The sequence below is a fragment of the Arthrobacter sp. AOP36-A1-22 genome (assembly GCF_052377615.1).
Taxonomy (GTDB): domain Bacteria; phylum Actinomycetota; class Actinomycetes; order Actinomycetales; family Micrococcaceae; genus Arthrobacter_H.
The window spans coordinates 49910-65618 of the sequence record NZ_JBQSWX010000012.1; the positions used below are offsets into that span (position 1 = coordinate 49910).

At 65.1% G+C, this 15709-nt stretch carries 17 protein-coding genes; 4 read left to right on the plus strand and 13 right to left on the minus strand.

Going from position 1 to position 15709, the window contains the following annotated elements; genetic code table 11:
• The first annotated feature begins 94 nt into the window (after nucleotides 1–94).
• Nucleotides 95–1372, plus strand: a complete 1278-nt coding sequence (locus ACT3S2_RS09045) for an AI-2E family transporter (protein WP_444553612.1) — start codon at nucleotides 95–97, stop codon at nucleotides 1370–1372.
• A gap of 36 nt (nucleotides 1373–1408) precedes the next feature.
• Here the strand turns inward: ACT3S2_RS09045 and ACT3S2_RS09050 are convergent, their stop codons facing one another.
• Nucleotides 1409–1753: a hypothetical protein gene (locus tag ACT3S2_RS09050; RefSeq protein ID WP_444553563.1), complete on the minus strand. Its 345-nt coding sequence runs from the start codon at nucleotides 1751–1753 to the stop codon at nucleotides 1409–1411.
• A 74-nt stretch (nucleotides 1754–1827) separates the two neighbouring features.
• Between ACT3S2_RS09050 and nucS the strand changes: the two genes are divergently transcribed.
• The 3 genes from nucS to ACT3S2_RS09065 all read left to right on the plus strand — a co-directional run bounded on the left by nucS (nucleotide 1828) and on the right by ACT3S2_RS09065 (nucleotide 4247).
• Nucleotides 1828–2523, plus strand: coding sequence for an endonuclease NucS (gene nucS, locus ACT3S2_RS09055; RefSeq protein WP_444553564.1), 696 nt, complete (start codon nucleotides 1828–1830; stop codon nucleotides 2521–2523).
• 77 nt (nucleotides 2524–2600) lie between these two features.
• The gene (locus ACT3S2_RS09060) at nucleotides 2601–3836 is read left to right on the plus strand and encodes an N-acetylglucosamine-6-phosphate deacetylase (RefSeq protein ID WP_444553565.1); all 1236 of its coding nucleotides are present in this window, start codon (nucleotides 2601–2603) and stop codon (nucleotides 3834–3836) included.
• A 207-nt stretch (nucleotides 3837–4043) separates the two neighbouring features.
• Nucleotides 4044–4247, plus strand: a complete 204-nt coding sequence (locus ACT3S2_RS09065; protein WP_086998333.1) for a cold-shock protein — start codon at nucleotides 4044–4046, stop codon at nucleotides 4245–4247.
• Between the two features lie 102 nt (nucleotides 4248–4349).
• Here the strand turns inward: ACT3S2_RS09065 and ACT3S2_RS09070 are convergent, their stop codons facing one another.
• The 12 genes from ACT3S2_RS09070 to ACT3S2_RS09125 form a co-directional block, all read right to left on the minus strand.
• Complete coding sequence (locus tag ACT3S2_RS09070; RefSeq protein WP_444553566.1) at nucleotides 4350–4781, minus strand: DUF2550 domain-containing protein; 432 nt, start codon at nucleotides 4779–4781, stop codon at nucleotides 4350–4352.
• Between the two features lie 7 nt (nucleotides 4782–4788).
• Nucleotides 4789–5073, minus strand: a complete 285-nt coding sequence (locus ACT3S2_RS09075) for a F0F1 ATP synthase subunit epsilon (RefSeq protein ID WP_444553567.1) — start codon at nucleotides 5071–5073, stop codon at nucleotides 4789–4791.
• A 2-nt stretch (nucleotides 5074–5075) separates the two neighbouring features.
• Nucleotides 5076–6536: a F0F1 ATP synthase subunit beta gene (gene atpD / locus ACT3S2_RS09080; protein WP_444553568.1), complete on the minus strand. Its 1461-nt coding sequence runs from the start codon at nucleotides 6534–6536 to the stop codon at nucleotides 5076–5078.
• A 57-nt stretch (nucleotides 6537–6593) separates the two neighbouring features.
• Entirely contained in the window at nucleotides 6594–7484 is an 891-nt protein-coding gene (locus tag ACT3S2_RS09085; RefSeq protein ID WP_444553569.1) for a F0F1 ATP synthase subunit gamma, read from the minus strand.
• 70 nt (nucleotides 7485–7554) lie between these two features.
• Nucleotides 7555–9189, minus strand: coding sequence for a F0F1 ATP synthase subunit alpha (gene atpA / locus ACT3S2_RS09090; RefSeq protein WP_444553570.1), 1635 nt, complete (start codon nucleotides 9187–9189; stop codon nucleotides 7555–7557).
• A gap of 112 nt (nucleotides 9190–9301) precedes the next feature.
• Nucleotides 9302–10117, minus strand: coding sequence for a F0F1 ATP synthase subunit delta (locus ACT3S2_RS09095; RefSeq protein ID WP_444553571.1), 816 nt, complete (start codon nucleotides 10115–10117; stop codon nucleotides 9302–9304).
• Nucleotides 10117–10668 carry a F0F1 ATP synthase subunit B gene (locus ACT3S2_RS09100; protein ID WP_444561566.1) on the minus strand — a complete coding sequence of 184 codons (552 nt, stop codon included), beginning with the start codon at nucleotides 10666–10668 and terminating at the stop codon, nucleotides 10117–10119. The genes ACT3S2_RS09095 and ACT3S2_RS09100 overlap by 1 nt, the downstream gene beginning before the upstream one ends.
• A gap of 55 nt (nucleotides 10669–10723) precedes the next feature.
• The gene (gene atpE / locus ACT3S2_RS09105; protein WP_086998932.1) at nucleotides 10724–10942 is read right to left on the minus strand and encodes an ATP synthase F0 subunit C; all 219 of its coding nucleotides are present in this window, start codon (nucleotides 10940–10942) and stop codon (nucleotides 10724–10726) included.
• A gap of 69 nt (nucleotides 10943–11011) precedes the next feature.
• Nucleotides 11012–11818 carry a F0F1 ATP synthase subunit A gene (gene atpB, locus ACT3S2_RS09110; RefSeq protein WP_444553573.1) on the minus strand — a complete coding sequence of 269 codons (807 nt, stop codon included), beginning with the start codon at nucleotides 11816–11818 and terminating at the stop codon, nucleotides 11012–11014.
• A 327-nt stretch (nucleotides 11819–12145) separates the two neighbouring features.
• Nucleotides 12146–12628, minus strand: a complete 483-nt coding sequence (locus ACT3S2_RS09115; protein ID WP_444553574.1) for a hypothetical protein — start codon at nucleotides 12626–12628, stop codon at nucleotides 12146–12148.
• A 144-nt stretch (nucleotides 12629–12772) separates the two neighbouring features.
• Nucleotides 12773–13780, minus strand: a complete 1008-nt coding sequence (locus ACT3S2_RS09120; protein WP_444553575.1) for a UDP-phosphate glycosyltransferase — start codon at nucleotides 13778–13780, stop codon at nucleotides 12773–12775.
• A complete protein-coding gene (locus tag ACT3S2_RS09125; RefSeq protein ID WP_444553576.1) occupies nucleotides 13780–15600 on the minus strand; it encodes a polysaccharide biosynthesis protein in 1821 nt (606 codons plus the stop codon). The genes ACT3S2_RS09120 and ACT3S2_RS09125 overlap by 1 nt, the downstream gene beginning before the upstream one ends.
• Nucleotides 15601–15709 lie beyond the last annotated feature (109 nt).

Consider the following 15709-nt stretch of genomic DNA (forward strand, 5'->3'; position numbering starts at 1 on the left):
CGGTTCCCGGCTGTGTCGCGGAGCACGTGATGTGGTGGATCCGGACGGCCGAACACCCGCCGCATGACGCCGGAAAGGTAGGCTCGGGCTCGTGATGAAAGAGAGCAATGCCACCCCGGACGACGGCGAACAACTCCCCGGCACCGACCGCGGTGCCTTCGAAGCCGCGAGTGCCGACGTCCCGGCTTCCCCGCGCCCGGCGGAGCCGGCAACCGGGGCCCCGCCGGCGGGGAAGCCGACGTTGTTGGGCCGGTTCCTGCACGCCACCGGAATCACCCGCCCGCCGGCCGCGCGCCCCGCCGCCGACCCCGAGGCCGAACCGCTCCTCAACGTCCCGGGCGGACACCATCCGGTCTTCACCGGGTTCATGTTCAGCGTCGGCGTCGGGCTGGCGCTGCTACTGTATTTCATCCTGACCAATGTCGGCTCCCTGCTGGTCTGGATCGCCATTGCCTTGTTCATCGCCCTGGGGCTGGATCCGATCGTCAGGTATCTGGAACGCCACCGGGTCCCCCGCCCGGTGGGCGTGCTGGCGGCGATGCTGTTGTTGGCCGTCATCTTCGGCGGTGCGGTGGGCATCCTCATCCCGACCATCGTCAAGCAGACCACCGCCTTCGTGGAGAAGGCCCCGGACATCGTCGACAGCTTCCTGAACTCGGATTTCTTCACCACCATCGACGAGCAGTTCCAGGTCCGCGAACGCATCACTCAGGAAGTCGATAAGTTCTTCCAGAACACCGACGCCCTCGGTGGGGTCTTCGGCGGGGTGATCGGGGTCGGCGGGGTCGTGGCCCAGGGTCTGTTCGGCACACTCATCGTCCTGGTGCTGGCCATCTACATCCTGGCGGCGTTGCCCGGGTTGAAATCCTGGGCCTACCGCTTGGTCCCGCGGTCCAAGCGCCAGCGCGTGGAGACGCTGTCCGAGCAGATCTCCAACAGCGTGGGCAACTACGTGATGGGCCAGGCCATCGTCGCCCTGCTCAACGCCCTGTATGCCTTCATCATCATGACGATCGTCGGGGTCCCCTATTCCCTGCTGCTGGCCCTGGTCGTCGTCGTCCTGGCATTCATCCCGCTGGTCGGGGCGGTCATCGCCGGGATCCTGGTCTCGCTGATCGCCCTGACGGTCGGCTGGGAGACCGCGGTGGTCTATGCGATCTTCTACTTCGGCTACCTGCAGTTCGAGGCCTATTTCATCTCGCCGCGGGTGATGCAACGCACCGTTGCGGTTCCCGGGGCCGTGGCCGTGATCGCCGTGATCGCCGGCGGGACGCTCATGGGCATCGTCGGTGCCCTGATGGCCATCCCGCTGGCGGCCTCCACGATGCTGCTGATCCGCGAGGTATTCATGGCCCGGCAGGAACGGCGCTAGGACCCCGTCCCGGGGCGGTCCGGTTCCCGGGCCGGATCAGTAGCGGAAGCTGCGGCCGTTCCAGCATTTGAGATGCCAGTGCCGCCGGGAGGCGGCGGAGGCCTCCTCGCCGCTCCAATGGTCCGCCCGCCACGCGACGATATGCTCGACGCCCGGATCGATCGTGCGATGGCATCCCGGGCAGGTGTAGTTCTTCCCGGCCCGGGCCGCAGAGATCCGCCGGACATGCCATTGGCCGTCCGGTGCGCTCTGCACCGAGGGGATCGACAGCCCCGGGCCCCTGAACCCGTCGTCGTCCTCGCTGCGGCGTCGCTCGGCCTGCGCCCACTTATTGGGGCGGGCCTGGCGCTGCGGGCGACGCGGACGGTTGGAGCGGGGCATGTTCGCGATCGTATCGCTTTCCATCGGCGCAGCGGGAATGCCCACCGGGGGGAACGGACGGTAGAGTGCTGGATGTGCGTTTAGTGATAGCTCGTTGCTCAGTCGATTACCTGGGCCGTCTGCGTGCCCATCTGCCGTTGGCGACCCGCCTGCTCATGGTCAAGGCCGACGGCTCCGTCCTCATCCATTCGGACGGCGGTTCCTATAAGCCGCTGAACTGGATGAGCCCGCCGGCGACCATGCACATCGCCCCGGCCGATGAGGATGCCGCAGCCGAGGGCGTCGTGGAGACTTGGCGCGTCCAGCACTCCAAGGTCGATGACCACCTGGTCATCAGGATCCATGAGGTCCTGCACGATTCCAGCCATGAGCTCGGGACCGATCCCGGGCTGATCAAGGACGGGGTCGAAGCAGATCTGCAGCGCCTGCTGGCCGAGCAGATCCATACCCTGGGCGAGGGCTTCAAGCTCGTGCGCCGCGAATACATGACGGCGATCGGGCCGGTGGACATCCTGGCCCGGGACGCCGAGGGTTCCACCGTGGCGATCGAGCTCAAACGTCGCGGCGATATCGATGGCGTCGAGCAGCTCACCCGCTATCTGGAGCTGATGAACCGCGATCCGCTGCTGGCCCCGGTCCGGGGGGTCTTCGCTGCCCAGCAGATCAAACCCCAGGCACGCACCCTGGCCACCGATCGCGGCATCGAATGCCTGACCCTGGATTACGACGCCATGCGCGGGGTCGACGACAGCGCCTCCCGCCTGTTCTGACCCGCCGGTCCCCGGCCCGCCGCTTCACCCGGGAAACTCTTCTAGGTCGCCCGCCGGGCAGAAACTATGCTGGGGTCATGACATCCACCGAAGAACCCACCCGGCTGTCCCTGCGCGGCCGTGCCGTCACCGGAGGCGCCATCCTCGATGACGCCGTGATCGCCTTCGAAGCCGATCGCATCGTCTTCGTCGGCACCCCCGAGGAATTCTCCCGGTGGCCGCAGTCCGCCTCCCATCCCGACGTGCAGCTGCCTGCGGGGGCGACCATCATGCCCGGATTGGTCGATGTGCACTGCCATGGAGCCGCCGGAGGGGACTTCCCCAGCGGGGACGCCGAGGCCGCGGCCCGTTCCATCGAGTTCCTCCATGCCGCCGGGACGACGACGCTGCTCGCCTCGCTGGTCACCGCCACCCGCGCCGATCTGCTCTCCGCCGCCTCCGTGCTGGCCGATTTCGCCGAACGTGAGCTCATCGCCGGCATCCATTCCGAGGGCCCGTTCCTCTCCACGGTGCGCTGCGGCGCCCAGGACCCGTCCCTGCTCTCGGCCCCCGACCCGGCCTTCGTGGACGAACTGGTCGCCGCGGCCCGCGGCCAGCTGCGCACCATGACCTACGCCCCCGAGCTGGCCGGTTCCGATGCCCTGGTGGAGCAACTGGTCTCCCACGGGGTCCTGCCCTCGCTGGGACACACCAACGCCGATGCGCCCACCGTCACCGCCTCGCTCGATGTGGCCGTGGAGGAACTCTCCTCGGCAGGCTTCGACGGCTATACCGAACGCGCCACCGTGACGCACCTGTTCAACGGCATGCCCCCGATGCACCACCGCTCCCCCGGTCCGGTGGCCGCCTGCCTCGAGGCCGCCGCGGCCGGCAAGGTCGTGGTGGAGCTGATCGCCGACGGAGTGCATCTGGATCCGGCGATCGTCCGGGCGATGTTCGTCCTGCTCGGCGCCGAATCCATCGTGCTGGTCACCGACTCCATGGCCGCCACTGGTCTGCCCGACGGGCAGTACACCCTGGGCCCGCAGGACGTGGTGGTCGCCGATGGGGCGGCCCGGCTGGCCGAGGGCAACTCGCTGGCCGGAGGCACCGCCACCATGTTGGACGTGGTCCGCAGCACCGTCGAGGCGGGGGTTCCGTTGGAGCAGGCAGTGCTTTCGGCCTCCTCGGTCCCCGCCGAACTGGTGGGCCTGACCGACGAGGTCGGTGCCCTGGGCATCGGTTTCAGCGCCGACGCCGTCATCGTCGACCGGCACTTCAGGCTCCTCCGCGTCTACCGCGACGGGGTCGAGCTGGCGCCCCATCACGGGTAATCACCCGCCACATGGGCTTTTGCCGTTGAATACGCCACATTGATGTGTGATGATCAACTCAGTCTTTGTGTTGGTCATGTACATGCCCGCAAAGCAGGTTGCGGGTGTGAAGTACCGCCGGCCACGTCGGCATCTTCCCACTTCGGTACCGTCCGGACGCGGCAAGACGCCGTGTGCGGTTAGTTTCACATCAATGAGGAGATATACATGGCGCAGGGCACCGTGAAGTGGTTCAACGCTGAAAAGGGCTTCGGCTTCATCACGCCGGACGAGGCTGACGGCGATGTGTTCGTCCACTACTCGGAAATCCAGAGCAACGGCTTCCGCACGCTGGAGGAAAACCAGCGGGTCGAGTTCGAGATCGGTCAGGGAGCCAAGGGCCCCCAGGCCACGGGAGTCACCGGAATCTAGAGGGCCCTCCGGCCGCACCGCCGGGAGTCCACGAAAAAAGCCATGGCGCGCATCCCCTCATCCAGGGGGTGCGCGCCATGGCCATGTCCAGGGGTGGTCGCTTCAGCGCCACGTCCCGACCCCGGCCACCGGGCCGGCTTCGATCCAACTGCGCAGGCCCGTATAGGAGCCGTAATCCATCGCCAACAGGATCGGGATCCCCCCGGCAACCAGATCCACGACGACGGCGCCGGGCTGGACCCTGATGCGTTCCTCACCTTCGGACTCCCGCCACCCGATCAGTTCCAGCGACGTCCTGGCGTAGCGGTGCAGGGGCACCGGGGTCACCGAGAACAACCGGAGGAATTCCAGGTCGGTCCCCGTATAACGACAAACCCCCATCATCCACTTCCCGGAGGTCGTGGAGATGGAGGCGTCGAAAGTCCCCAGGGCGCGCCGCAACTGATGGCGACGCACCCCCATGGCACCCAACATCATCAACAGCAGGAGCAGGGCCGCAGCCAGGATGATGACGGGAATGCCGATGTCGTTCAAGGGCGGACTATCGGTTTCCTACCGCGACGGCATCGTCGAGCTGCGCATTGTCAGCCACGATGACAACCCGGTCATGGTCGACCGAGAAGAAACCGCCGTCGGCCTGGACCGTGAACCGCTCGCCATTGGAGGGCACGATGGCCAACTCACCGGCTGCGAGAACCGCCAGGACCGGGCTGTGCCCGGGCATGACGCCGATCTCGCCATCGCTGGTGCGGGCCTTGACCAGTTCCGCTGCCCCGGACCACACGAAGTGGTCCGCGGCAACGATTTCGACTTCGAGTTCGGCCATGGCTACTTGCTCTTGCCCTGGATCTCGGCCCACTGGCGCTCGACGTCGTCCAGACCGCCGATGTTGAAGAACGCCTGTTCGGCAATGTGGTCCAGGTCGCCGTCGCAGATGGCCTTGAAGCCCTCGATGGTGTCCTTGATGGACACGGTCGAGCCGTCGACACCGGTGAACTGCTTGGCGGTGTAGGTGTTCTGCGACAGGAACTGCTGGATGCGACGGGCCCGGGAGACGACGATCTTGTCTTCCTCGGAGAGCTCGTCGACACCCAGGATCGCGATGATGTCCTGGAGTTCCTTGTTCTTCTGCAGGATCGACTTGACCCGCACGGCCGTGTCGTAGTGCTCCTGGCCCACATACTGCGGGTCCAGGATGCGGGACGTGGAGGTCAGCGGGTCGATGGCCGGGTACAGGCCACGGGAGGCGATTTCACGGGAGAGTTCCGTGGTCGCATCCAAGTGCGCGAACGTCGTGGCCGGCGCCGGGTCGGTGTAGTCGTCCGCGGGGACGTAGATGGCCTGCATCGAGGTGATGGAGTGGCCCTTCGTGGAGGTGATGCGCTCCTGGAGGGTACCCATCTCATCCGCCAGGTTGGGCTGGTAGCCCACGGCCGAGGGCATGCGGCCCAGCAGGGTCGACACCTCGGAACCTGCCTGCGTGAAGCGGTAGATGTTGTCGATGAACAGCAGCACGTCCTGGTTCTGCACATCGCGGAAGTACTCCGCCATGGTCAGGGCCGACAGCGCCACGCGCAGCCGGGTTCCCGGCGGCTCGTCCATCTGGCCGAAGACCAGGGCGGTATCCTTCAGGACCCCTGATTCTTCCATTTCAACCCAGAGGTCGTTGCCCTCACGGGTCCGCTCGCCGACACCGGCGAAGACCGAGGTACCGCCGAAGTTGCGGGCCACACGGGTGATCATTTCCTGGATCAGCACGGTCTTGCCGACACCGGCACCACCGAACAGACCGATCTTGCCGCCCTGGATGTAGGGGGTGAGCAAGTCAATGGACTTGATGCCGGTCTCGAGGATCTCCGTGGAGGCTTCCAGTGTCGCGAAGGCCGGGGCCTCGCGGTGGATGGGCCAGCGTTCGGTGATCTCCAGATCGGAGGCCGGAACGTCGAGCGGTTCGCCGAGCACGTTGAAGATGTGTCCCTTGACGACGTCGCCGACGGGCACGGAGATCGAGGAGCCGGTGTCCTGGACGACGGCGCCGCGGACGAGCCCGTCGGTGGCCTGCAGCGAGATCGCGCGGACCAGGTCGTCGCCAAGGTACTGGCTGGTTTCGAAGGTGACCGTGTGGGTCTCGCCGTTAAGCGTGATATCTGCGGTCAGGGCGTTGTACAGGGCGGGAAGGGCATCGGCCGGGAATTCGACGTCGACGACCGGGCCAGTGACGCGCGCGATGCGCCCGGTTGCTCCCGGGGCTGCGGCGGCGGTTCCCTGCTCGTTTAGTTGGGCAGTCATCTCTCTCACTTCGCTTGTATCTCTAGAGCGTGGGGGTAAATGGTGATCGGCCGGCTGCTACGCGCTGAGCGCGTCGGCACCTGCCACGATTTCCGACAGTTCCTGGGTGATCTCCGCCTGACGGGCGTTGTTCCGAAGTCGCGTGTACTTCTTGATCAACTCGTTGGCGTTGTCCCCGGCTGCCTTCATCGCGCGCTGGCGGGCAGCCAGTTCCGATGCGGCCGCCTGCAGCATGGCTGCAAAGATGCGGGATTCGATGTAGCGCGGCAGGAGTGCGTCCAGAACCTGTTCCGGTTCCGGTTCGTACTCGTACAGCGGCAGCAGATCGCTCTCGCGTTGCACTTCCTCCTCCACGACTTCCAGGGGCAGTAGACGGATGACCGTCGGCTCCTGGAGGACCATGGACTTGAACTGCGTGAAGACGACGTGGATCTCCTCCACACCGCCTTCCTCGTACGGGGTGTTGAAGGCCTCCAGCAGCGCCTCGCCGATCTCCTGGGCCGTTTCGAACTTCGGAGCGTCGGTGTCCCCGGTCCACACCCGCGCATAGTCGCGGTTGCGGAAGTCGAAGTACGCCTGGGCCTTGCGGCCGACGATGTAGGTGCTGATTTCCTTGCCTTCACCGTGCAGCAGTTCGATGAGCGATTCTGCCTGCTTGATCGCACTGACCGAATAGGCACCGGCCAAGCCGCGATCGGACGTCATCACCAACACGGCCGAGCGGCGGACTTGTTCCGGCTCGGTGGTCAGCGGGTGTTCGACCTCGGACTGGGACGCGACGGCAGAAACGGCACGGGTGATCGCACGGGCGTATGGCATTGAAGCCGAAACGCGGCTGCGTGCCTTGCCGATGCGGGAAGTGGCGATCAGTTCCATCGCCTTGAAGATCTTGCCCATCGACGAGGTCGAGGCGATCTTCTGGCGGTAGACCCGAATCTGGGCTCCCATGTTTATCCTTTCCTAGTCCGTGGCGGTGGTGCCACGACCCGCGGGTCGCGGCACCACCTCACGGAGAACGTCAGCGTTTCTGCTTGACGATCTTTTCCTGGTCGACGTTCTCTTCACCCAGGGCGTCATGCTCCTCGTGCCCGGGGCCAACCAACTGCTCCCCGTCGCCGAAGAAGCCCTTCTTGAACTCCTCGATGCCGGTGTTCAGCGCCTCGAACGTGGAGTCCTCCAACTTGCCCGTCTGGGTGATGGTGGTCAGCACGTCGGTGCGGTTGCGCAGGTACTCGAGGAATTCCTTCTCGAAGCGGCGGACATCCTCGACCGGGACGGCGTCCAGGTGGCCGTTCGTGCCGGCCCAAACCGAAGCAACCTGCTCGGCGACCGGGTACGGGGCGTACTGGCCCTGCTTGAGCAGTTCCATCAGGCGGGCGCCACGGGTCAGCTGCTGCTTGGTCGCGGCATCCAGGTCCGAGGCGAACATGGCGAAGGCCTGCATGTCCCGGTACTGGGCCAGTTCCAGCTTCAGCGTGCCGGAGACCTTCTTCATCGCCTTCGTCTGCGCCGAACCACCCACGCGGGACACCGAGATGCCCACGTCGACGGCCGGACGCTGGTTGGCGTTGAAGAGGTCCGACTGCAGGAAGATCTGTCCGTCGGTGATGGAGATGACGTTGGTCGGGATGTAGGCCGACACGTCGTTCGCCTTGGTTTCGATGATCGGCAGACCGGTCATCGAGCCGGCGCCGAGCTCGTCGGAGAGCTTGGCGCAACGTTCCAGCAGGCGGGAGTGCAGGTAGAACACGTCACCCGGGTAGGCCTCGCGTCCCGGCGGACGACGCAGCAGCAGGGAGACGGCACGGTAGGCTTCGGCCTGCTTGGACAGGTCATCGAAGACGACCAGAACGTGCTTGCCGCCGTACATCCAGTGCTGGCCGATGGCCGAGCCGGCGTACGGTGCCAGGTACTTGAAGCCTGCGGGGTCCGAGGCCGGGGAGGCCACGATGGTGGTGTACTCCATGGCGCCGTGCTCTTCGAGCGACTGGCGGACCGCGGCGATCGTGGAGGCCTTCTGGCCGATGGCCACGTAGATGCAGCGCACCTGCTTGGAGACATCCCCGGAGGCCCAGTTGTCCTTCTGGTTGATGATCGTGTCGACGGCCAGGGCGGTCTTGCCCGTCTGGCGGTCACCGATGATCAGCTGACGCTGGCCACGACCCACGGGGATCATGGCGTCGATCGCCTTCATGCCCGTCTGCATCGGCTCACCGACCGACTGGCGCTGCGTCACACCGGGAGCCTGAAGCTCCAGCGGGCGGCGGCCCTCGGGGACGATGTCGCCCATGTCATCGATGGGTTGGCCCAGCGGGTCGACCACGCGACCCAAGAAGTTATCGCCCACGGGCACGGAGAGGATCTCACCGGTGCGGTGGACTTCCTGGCCTTCTTCAATGCCTGCGAAGTCACCCAGGACGACGACGCCGATATCACGGGTGTCGAGGTTCTGTGCCAGACCCAGCGTGCCGTCTTCGAAACGAAGAAGCTCGTTGGCCATTACGGAGGGAAGACCCTCCACCTTTGCGATGCCGTCACTAGCCGTGGTCACGCGACCGACCTCGACGCGCTCCGCGCTGCCCGGGTCATAGGACGCGGCGAAGTCTGTCAAGGCGTTGCGGACGTCATCGGCGTTGATGGTCAAATCGGCCATCTGCAGTCCCTGCTCTCCTAGATTGTGGTTTCCGACCTGTGTTGCTGGTGGAAACCGGGGTTTGTTTCAGTCTGTGGTGTCGGCGGCAAGCCGCCCTCCCGCTGGGGGAGGGCTAGCCGGCCAACCGACGACGGAGTTCCGCGAGCCGGGTGGCTGCGGTTGCGTCAACAACCTCGTCACCGACGACTACCCGGATACCTCCAACTAGTGATGGATCCACTGCGGCGTTGATCTTCAGATCGCGTCCGTAGAGCTTATTGAGCCCTGCCTGCAGTCGGTTGAACTGTTCGTCAGTCAACGGACGGGTGGCGCTGACTTGCGCAATCCACCGCTGCTGGCGCTTGGCCACCAACTCCACGAACTTCTCCACGAGTGCCGCCGGCTTCAGGCCCCGGGGGGACTGGACTGCCTGGGCGATCAGGACTCGTGCGACCTCGCCGGCCTGCGGGGACACCTTTAGCGCAAGTTTGCGCTTGGCATCGTCCGAGGCCTGCGGGTCATCGAGCGCACGCTGCAGATCATGACTGGACCCCACAACCCTGATGAAGCCGAAAAGGTCTTCCTCCAAGGCTTCGAGACCGGCTGGTCCCTCTGCTTGGCGCTCAGCCACGCTAATGGCCGCCGTGGCGGCCAGCGTTTCGAGTGCATCTCCGATGTCACGTGCCGAGCCCCACCGGGAACCGGCGAGGCCGGCCACGATGGATTCGGCCTCCGCGGAGACCTTGCCCCGCAGTAGCCGGGACGTCAGTGCGGTCTTTTCCTCGGTGCTGCGCGCCGGATCGGTCAAGGCACGGCGCAAGCCGGCATTGGAATCCATAATGCTCAACACGCCGAAGAGGTCCTCGGCGAGCGGCAGCCCGACCGTGGGCAGTTTCGCCTCAAGGTCGGACTGGGCCGCTGCCAGGGACTGGCTCGATACACCTGCCATTAGTTCGATGCACCTGCGCTTTGCTCGTTTTCGAGGTCGCTCAGGAAGCGGTCAACCACGCGGGCCGAGCGTGCATCGTCGTCGAGGGACTCGCCCACGATGCGGCTGGCCAGCTGGGTTGCCAGCGTTCCGACTTCTCCGCGGAGGGAGACGACGGCTGCCTGGCGTTCAGCTTCGATCTGGACCTGTGCCTGATCGGTGATGCGTGCGGACTCGGCCGCCGCCTTCTCCTTCAGGTCGGCCAGGATCTTGGACCCCTCAGCACGGGCCTCCTCGCGAATGCGATTGGCTTCCGTGCGGGCGTCCAGCAGCTGCTGCCGGTACTCTTCGAGGGCTGCGTTGGCTTCTGCCTGTGCGGCTTCTGCCTTAGCAATCCCGCCCTCGATGGCTGTTGAGCGTTCCTTGTACGTCTTCTCGAATGCCGGAACGGCAAACTTGTTGACGATGTACAGCAGAACGAGGAACGTCACCAGCGTCAGTGCGATTTCCCACACATTGGGGAAGAGGGGGTTGACTTTCCCCTCAGCCGCGCTAAGTGCTGCGTAGATCATGTTTCACCCGTCTTTCTTAGACTCTAACCTTCGGTTCCGAATACGGAGCCGAAGTTTAGACGCGGCCCCAGATGAAGGCGAAGACGAGGCCCAGGATGGCCAGGGCTTCCGTCAGCGCCAGGCCGAGGAAGGCGATCGGCTGCAGCACGCGCTGTGCCTCGGGCTGACGTGCGACGCCATTGATGTACGCGGCGAAGACGAGGCCCACGCCGATGGCACCGCCGATTGCGGAGAGGCCGTAGCCGATGGCGTTGAGGCTGCCGTAGATGTCCATTTGGTTCCTTTCAGAATGCCGGTTGGCAGGGTGTTGGATACAGGATGTTCCCCCGAGAGGGAATGGTTCTTAGTGTTCTTCGACCAACGCGCCTTGAATGTAGATGGCTGTCAGCAGGACGAAGACGTAGGCCTGGAGGGCCATGATGAGGACTTCGAAGAGGCCCATGGCCACGCCGCCAGCAAAGGTCAGCACGCCCAGACCCTTGAGGAAGGCACCGCCCTCCACGAGCATGAAGGACGTACCGGCAGCGGCAAGCATCACGATCAGGTGACCGGAAAGCATGGTGGCAAACAAACGCAGACTGTGCGTCAGCGGGCGGACGAAGAAGTTAGAGATGATCTCGATGACGATGATCAACGGCAGGATCGCCTTGGGGACTCCCGAAGGGACCACGGACAGCTTCAGGTAGGCAATCCCGTGTTTCTTGAAGCCGAGGAAGATCCAGTACACATAGACGATGCCGGCCAGTGCATAGGCGGTGCCCACATGCGATGTGGTGGGCAGTTGGAAGATCGGCACGACACCGAAGAGGTTGTTCACCAAGATGAAGAAGAACAGGCTCATCAGCAGCGGGACGTAGGGCTTGAAGTCCTTTTCGCCGATGATGTCCTTGCCGACCGAGTTACGGACGAAGTTGTACGAGACCTCACCGAGGAACTGGAATTTACCCGGAACGATCTTGCCGCGCCGAGAAGTAGCCATGAAGAACCAGGAAATGAGAACGACGGAGAGGATGACCAGCAGCATCTGCTTGCCGAAGCCACTGCCGTAATCGGCTCCCCACGGGATGATTTCGGGAAGGTGCATGTCCTCTAGGCCGGGGGCTTTGAACCCACCTTCTGCGGGGGCCGCCGGAAGCGCAAGCGCGATCAACGCGGTTCCTCTCTGCTGTGTCCGTCATGGGGCAATAGCGTTGGAAAGCCGTTCAGGTTTCCCAACGGATGAAGTTTTTTGGTTCTTACTCGTCCGCACCAGAAATCGGCCCGGAAGCACGATCTTTTCTGTGGAGGACTGCCAGGTAATATCCAGCGGCGGCTCCAAGAAGGGCACCTACCAACCAGATCCAGCGGGCATGCAACAAGAAGTCCAACAGCCACCCTATCAAACCCCACGCGATGATCCCGCCAACGATGTAGTTGACGTTCTCCCGGAAGGGTGAGATCCCTCCGCCCTGGGGGCGGTCGCCGTTCGGTGGGGACATCAGGCCCCACCCGCTCCGGCGTCCGTGGCGGGAATCGGGTCGTTGTACAACTGCAGGCGCAGCTTGGAGAAGGCGTGCAACTCCACTGCCTGCCAGATGACCACGGCGGAGACGACGCCGACCAGAAGCCAGGTCCCGTCCGTCCAGGCCGGCAGGCCCAGGCCGAAGGCCAACCCGCCAAGCAGGAGGACCTTCACCACGTAGCCGATCATGAACGCCCCGAAGGCCGCGGAAGGATTACGCCGACCCACCAGATGTCCGATGGCCAGGCTGATGCCGAAGAAGATGATGACCACGACGACCGATCCCAGTGCGCTGCCCGCCGCTGCCGGCCCGGCGACCACCCAGGCCACGAGGGCCAGGAGGACGGCGGCAAGACCGGTGACGATCGAACAGGTACGCAGGATCGCCAGCCAGGGAGACGCGGTCTCCCCCGACTCCTTGACGACGCCGACGCCGCCCGAGCCAGTCGCCTGTGGCATGTACATCCCATCCTTGTCGCTCCTCCCCCCGACCGGTCGAAACCCGTCGCGAAGGGGTGGGGCAGCAGTTCAACTTTTTGTGTTTCCGCTGGAAACCTCGTCCGATTCTACACGAGATAGAAAAGTATTCTGAACCGGGGGTCGCTAGGCCGCGACGCTGCGACGCAAGCGCCCGATCCAGACCGGACTGGAGAGGTAGGCCAGCACGATCGCCAGGATGAAAATGCCCCAGAGGTACTGTCCCCAACCCACCGACTGCACGGCCATCATGGCACCGCCGGCACAGAGCGCGGTGGCCCCGGCCACCATCAGCGCCGAGGCGGGGTGGCTGAGTCCGACGTCGGTCAGACGCTGGTAGACGTGTTGGCGGTGGGCGGCATACCACCGTTCCCCGCCGCGGATCCGCGCCAGCAGGGTGTAACCGGTATCCGCCAGGTAGATGGCCACCGGGCCCAGCAGATAGCCGGCTTCCATCCCGTTCAGGAAGGCCGCGGCGCCCAGTGCCGCCAGCGTTCCGCCCAGCAGGTAGCTGCCCACGTCCCCGAGGAAGACGTGCCCCCGCCCCAGGTTCCAGGGCAGGAAGGAGGCGAAGGCGGCGGCGACGACCAGGGAGGGGGCGATGAGCCAGGCCTGGTCATCGATCGCCCCGGCCCCGGCGAAGAAGAGACCGACCACCAGCCCGTGCAGGCCGCTGATCCCGTTGATGCCGTCCATGAAGTTGGCGACGTTGATGTAGGCGCCCAGGGCCAGCGCCCCGACGAGGATCCACCACCAGGAGCTGCCGGTGAGGATGACCATCGCCGTGGTGCCGACGGCACCGATGATCAGTTGCAGGGAGAACCGCCAGCCCACCGAAACCCCGCGGTAGTCCTCGACCCAGCCCAGGACGGCCGCGGCCAGGGCGACCCCGGCCACCACGGGAAGCAGGCCCCCCGAGGCGTTGTCCGCGGTGGCCCAGATGATCGCGAAGCCGGCCATGATGGCCACGGTGATGGTCAACCCCAATCCGCGCACCGCGGTGATGGTGTGCGAGGAGCGGTCGTTGGGCACGTCGATGACCCCCAGGCGCTGTAGCAGCGGGATGAGGGCGAAAGGCAGCAGGACACCGGCGACGAATGCGACGGCGATGGCCACGATGGCGGTTCCGGCCACTACACGGCGTCCTGGGCGTCGTGGCCGGGACCATCGGTGAGGCCCTGGCGGTGCTTCCACTCCCCCAGGTCCATGACGGCGGGATCCAGGACGTCGATATGGGCATGGGAGATCTTCGGGTGCAGCGGGCGTTCATCGCCTTCGCCTTCCCCGATGAGGTCCTCGTGCAGCTTCTCCCCCGGGCGCAGTCCGGTGATTTCGATTTCCACGTCCTTGCCGCTGAGCTGGATCATGTGCTCGGCGACGTCAAGGATGCGTACCGCCTTGCCCATGTCCAGGATCATCACTTCCCCGCCCCGGCCGATCGCCCCGGCCTGGATGACCAGTTGGCAGGCTTCGGGGATGGTCATGAAGAACCGGGTGGCCTCCGGGTCGGTGACGGTGACCGGGCCCCCCTTGAGGATCTGTTCGGTGAACAGCGGCAGCACCGAACCACGACTGCCCAGCACGTTGCCGAACCTGACCGAGACGTATTTGCAGCCGGTCTGCTCGCCCATCCAGGCGGTGAGCTTCTCGGCGACCCGTTTGGAGTGCCCCAGCGCGGTGGTGGGGTTGGCCGCCTTGTCGGTGGAGATGTTCACGTAGGTGTCCACGTTGGCCCCCCGGGCCGCGTTGAGCACGTTCAGGCTGCCCAGCACGTTGGTCTTCCAGGCTTCCTCCGGATACTGCTCCAACAACGAGACGTGTTTGAGTGCGGCGGTGTGGAAGACGACCTCCGGCTTGCGGTCCACGAAGATCCCGGTCAGGGTCTCGGCGTCGCGGATATCGGCCAGCACCGTATCCTGCCCGTTGAGCAGGCCCCGGCCGGTCAAGGAGATCTGGGTGGTCTGCAACCCGGTTTCATCACGGTCGAGCATGATCAGTTCGGCCGGTTGGTACATGCTGATCTGTCGGCACAGTTCGGAGCCGATGGAACCGCCGGCCCCGGTGACCAGCACGCGTTTGCCCGTGACGTACCCGGCGATCTCGTCGACGTGGATATCCACCGGGTGGCGACCGATCAGATCCTCGATGTCGACTTCGCGGAAGGAGAATTCATGGCCTCCGGTGAGCATGTCGCGCAGCGGCGGGACGACCAGGACCTTCAGCCCCAGTGAGTGCCCCAGATCGCTGATCTCCCGGATCGCCACGGCATCCATGTTCGCCATGGCCAGCAGGATCACGGTGGCCCGGGTGCGGCGGACCACGTCGGGGATGTCTTCCCGGCGGCCCAGCACCGGCACGGAGGAGATGCGCAGATGCTTCTTGGACGGGTCGTCGTCGATCAGTCCCACCGGTTGCCAGGGCGAGAGCCGGTCGTTGCTCATCCGGGTCACGATGGAGGTGCCGACGAAGCCGGCCCCGTAGATCAGTGTGCGTTCGGCGTGGTCCCCGGGTTTGGTCTTGCTCTCGACATGCATGCGTTTGACGTAGCGGATCGCCGCCATGAAGATGCAGGCGAAGGGGAAGGCAATCAGGCCGATGCCGCGGGCGATCTGCATCGGGATGCCCGCGAAGAGCAGCACGATGGTCAGGATCACCGAGACCGTGACGGTGACGATGACCAGCAGTTTGGCTTCGTGGAAGGACCCGAAGCTGTACCGTCCCCGATAGAGCGACAGGGCGGTCCCGACCACCAGCTGGCTGACGATGGCCACCGCCGCGATGATGGCGACGCCGTCGATCTTGGCCGGGTCGAAGGTCATTTCGTAGCGCAGGATCATGGCGATGATGATCGCGATGACCCAGGCCACGGCATCCAGCAGGAATTGTGAACCGAGCCAGAGGATCCGGTCGCTGCTGGCGGTCTTGGGTAGATCGGGGCTTTGCCTGGTGCTCATATGTTCGCGACGCTCAGGTCTGTGCTCCTCGTCAATGGTCCGGTCTCCCGGCAGGTGCCACGGTGGGTGGCACCTTGGATCTTGGGTCCTGCATGCGGTTGGTTCCGCG

Bases quoted from the DNA above. Each gene is read 5' to 3' on its own strand.
- ACT3S2_RS09050 (WP_444553563.1), bottom strand. From the start codon at position 1,753: ATGCCCCGCTCCAACCGTCCGCGTCGCCCGCAGCGCCAGGCCCGCCCC.
- ACT3S2_RS09085 (WP_444553569.1), bottom strand. From the start codon at position 7,484: ATGGGAGCCCAGATTCGGGTCTACCGCCAGAAGATCGCCTCGACCTCG.
- ACT3S2_RS09100 (WP_444561566.1), bottom strand. From the start codon at position 10,668: ATGATCTACGCAGCACTTAGCGCGGCTGAGGGGAAAGTCAACCCCCTC.
- ACT3S2_RS09075 (WP_444553567.1), bottom strand. From the start codon at position 5,073: ATGGCCGAACTCGAAGTCGAAATCGTTGCCGCGGACCACTTCGTGTGG.
- ACT3S2_RS09045 (WP_444553612.1), top strand. From the start codon at position 95: ATGAAAGAGAGCAATGCCACCCCGGACGACGGCGAACAACTCCCCGGC.
- atpD (WP_444553568.1), bottom strand. From the start codon at position 6,536: ATGACTGCCCAACTAAACGAGCAGGGAACCGCCGCCGCAGCCCCGGGA.
- atpE (WP_086998932.1), bottom strand. From the start codon at position 10,942: ATGGACATCTACGGCAGCCTCAACGCCATCGGCTACGGCCTCTCCGCA.
- ACT3S2_RS09060 (WP_444553565.1), top strand. From the start codon at position 2,601: ATGACATCCACCGAAGAACCCACCCGGCTGTCCCTGCGCGGCCGTGCC.
- atpA (WP_444553570.1), bottom strand. From the start codon at position 9,189: ATGGCCGATTTGACCATCAACGCCGATGACGTCCGCAACGCCTTGACA.
- ACT3S2_RS09115 (WP_444553574.1), bottom strand. From the start codon at position 12,628: ATGCCACAGGCGACTGGCTCGGGCGGCGTCGGCGTCGTCAAGGAGTCG.
- ACT3S2_RS09065 (WP_086998333.1), top strand. From the start codon at position 4,044: ATGGCGCAGGGCACCGTGAAGTGGTTCAACGCTGAAAAGGGCTTCGGC.
- ACT3S2_RS09095 (WP_444553571.1), bottom strand. From the start codon at position 10,117: ATGGCAGGTGTATCGAGCCAGTCCCTGGCAGCGGCCCAGTCCGACCTT.
- ACT3S2_RS09125 (WP_444553576.1), bottom strand. From the start codon at position 15,600: ATGAGCACCAGGCAAAGCCCCGATCTACCCAAGACCGCCAGCAGCGAC.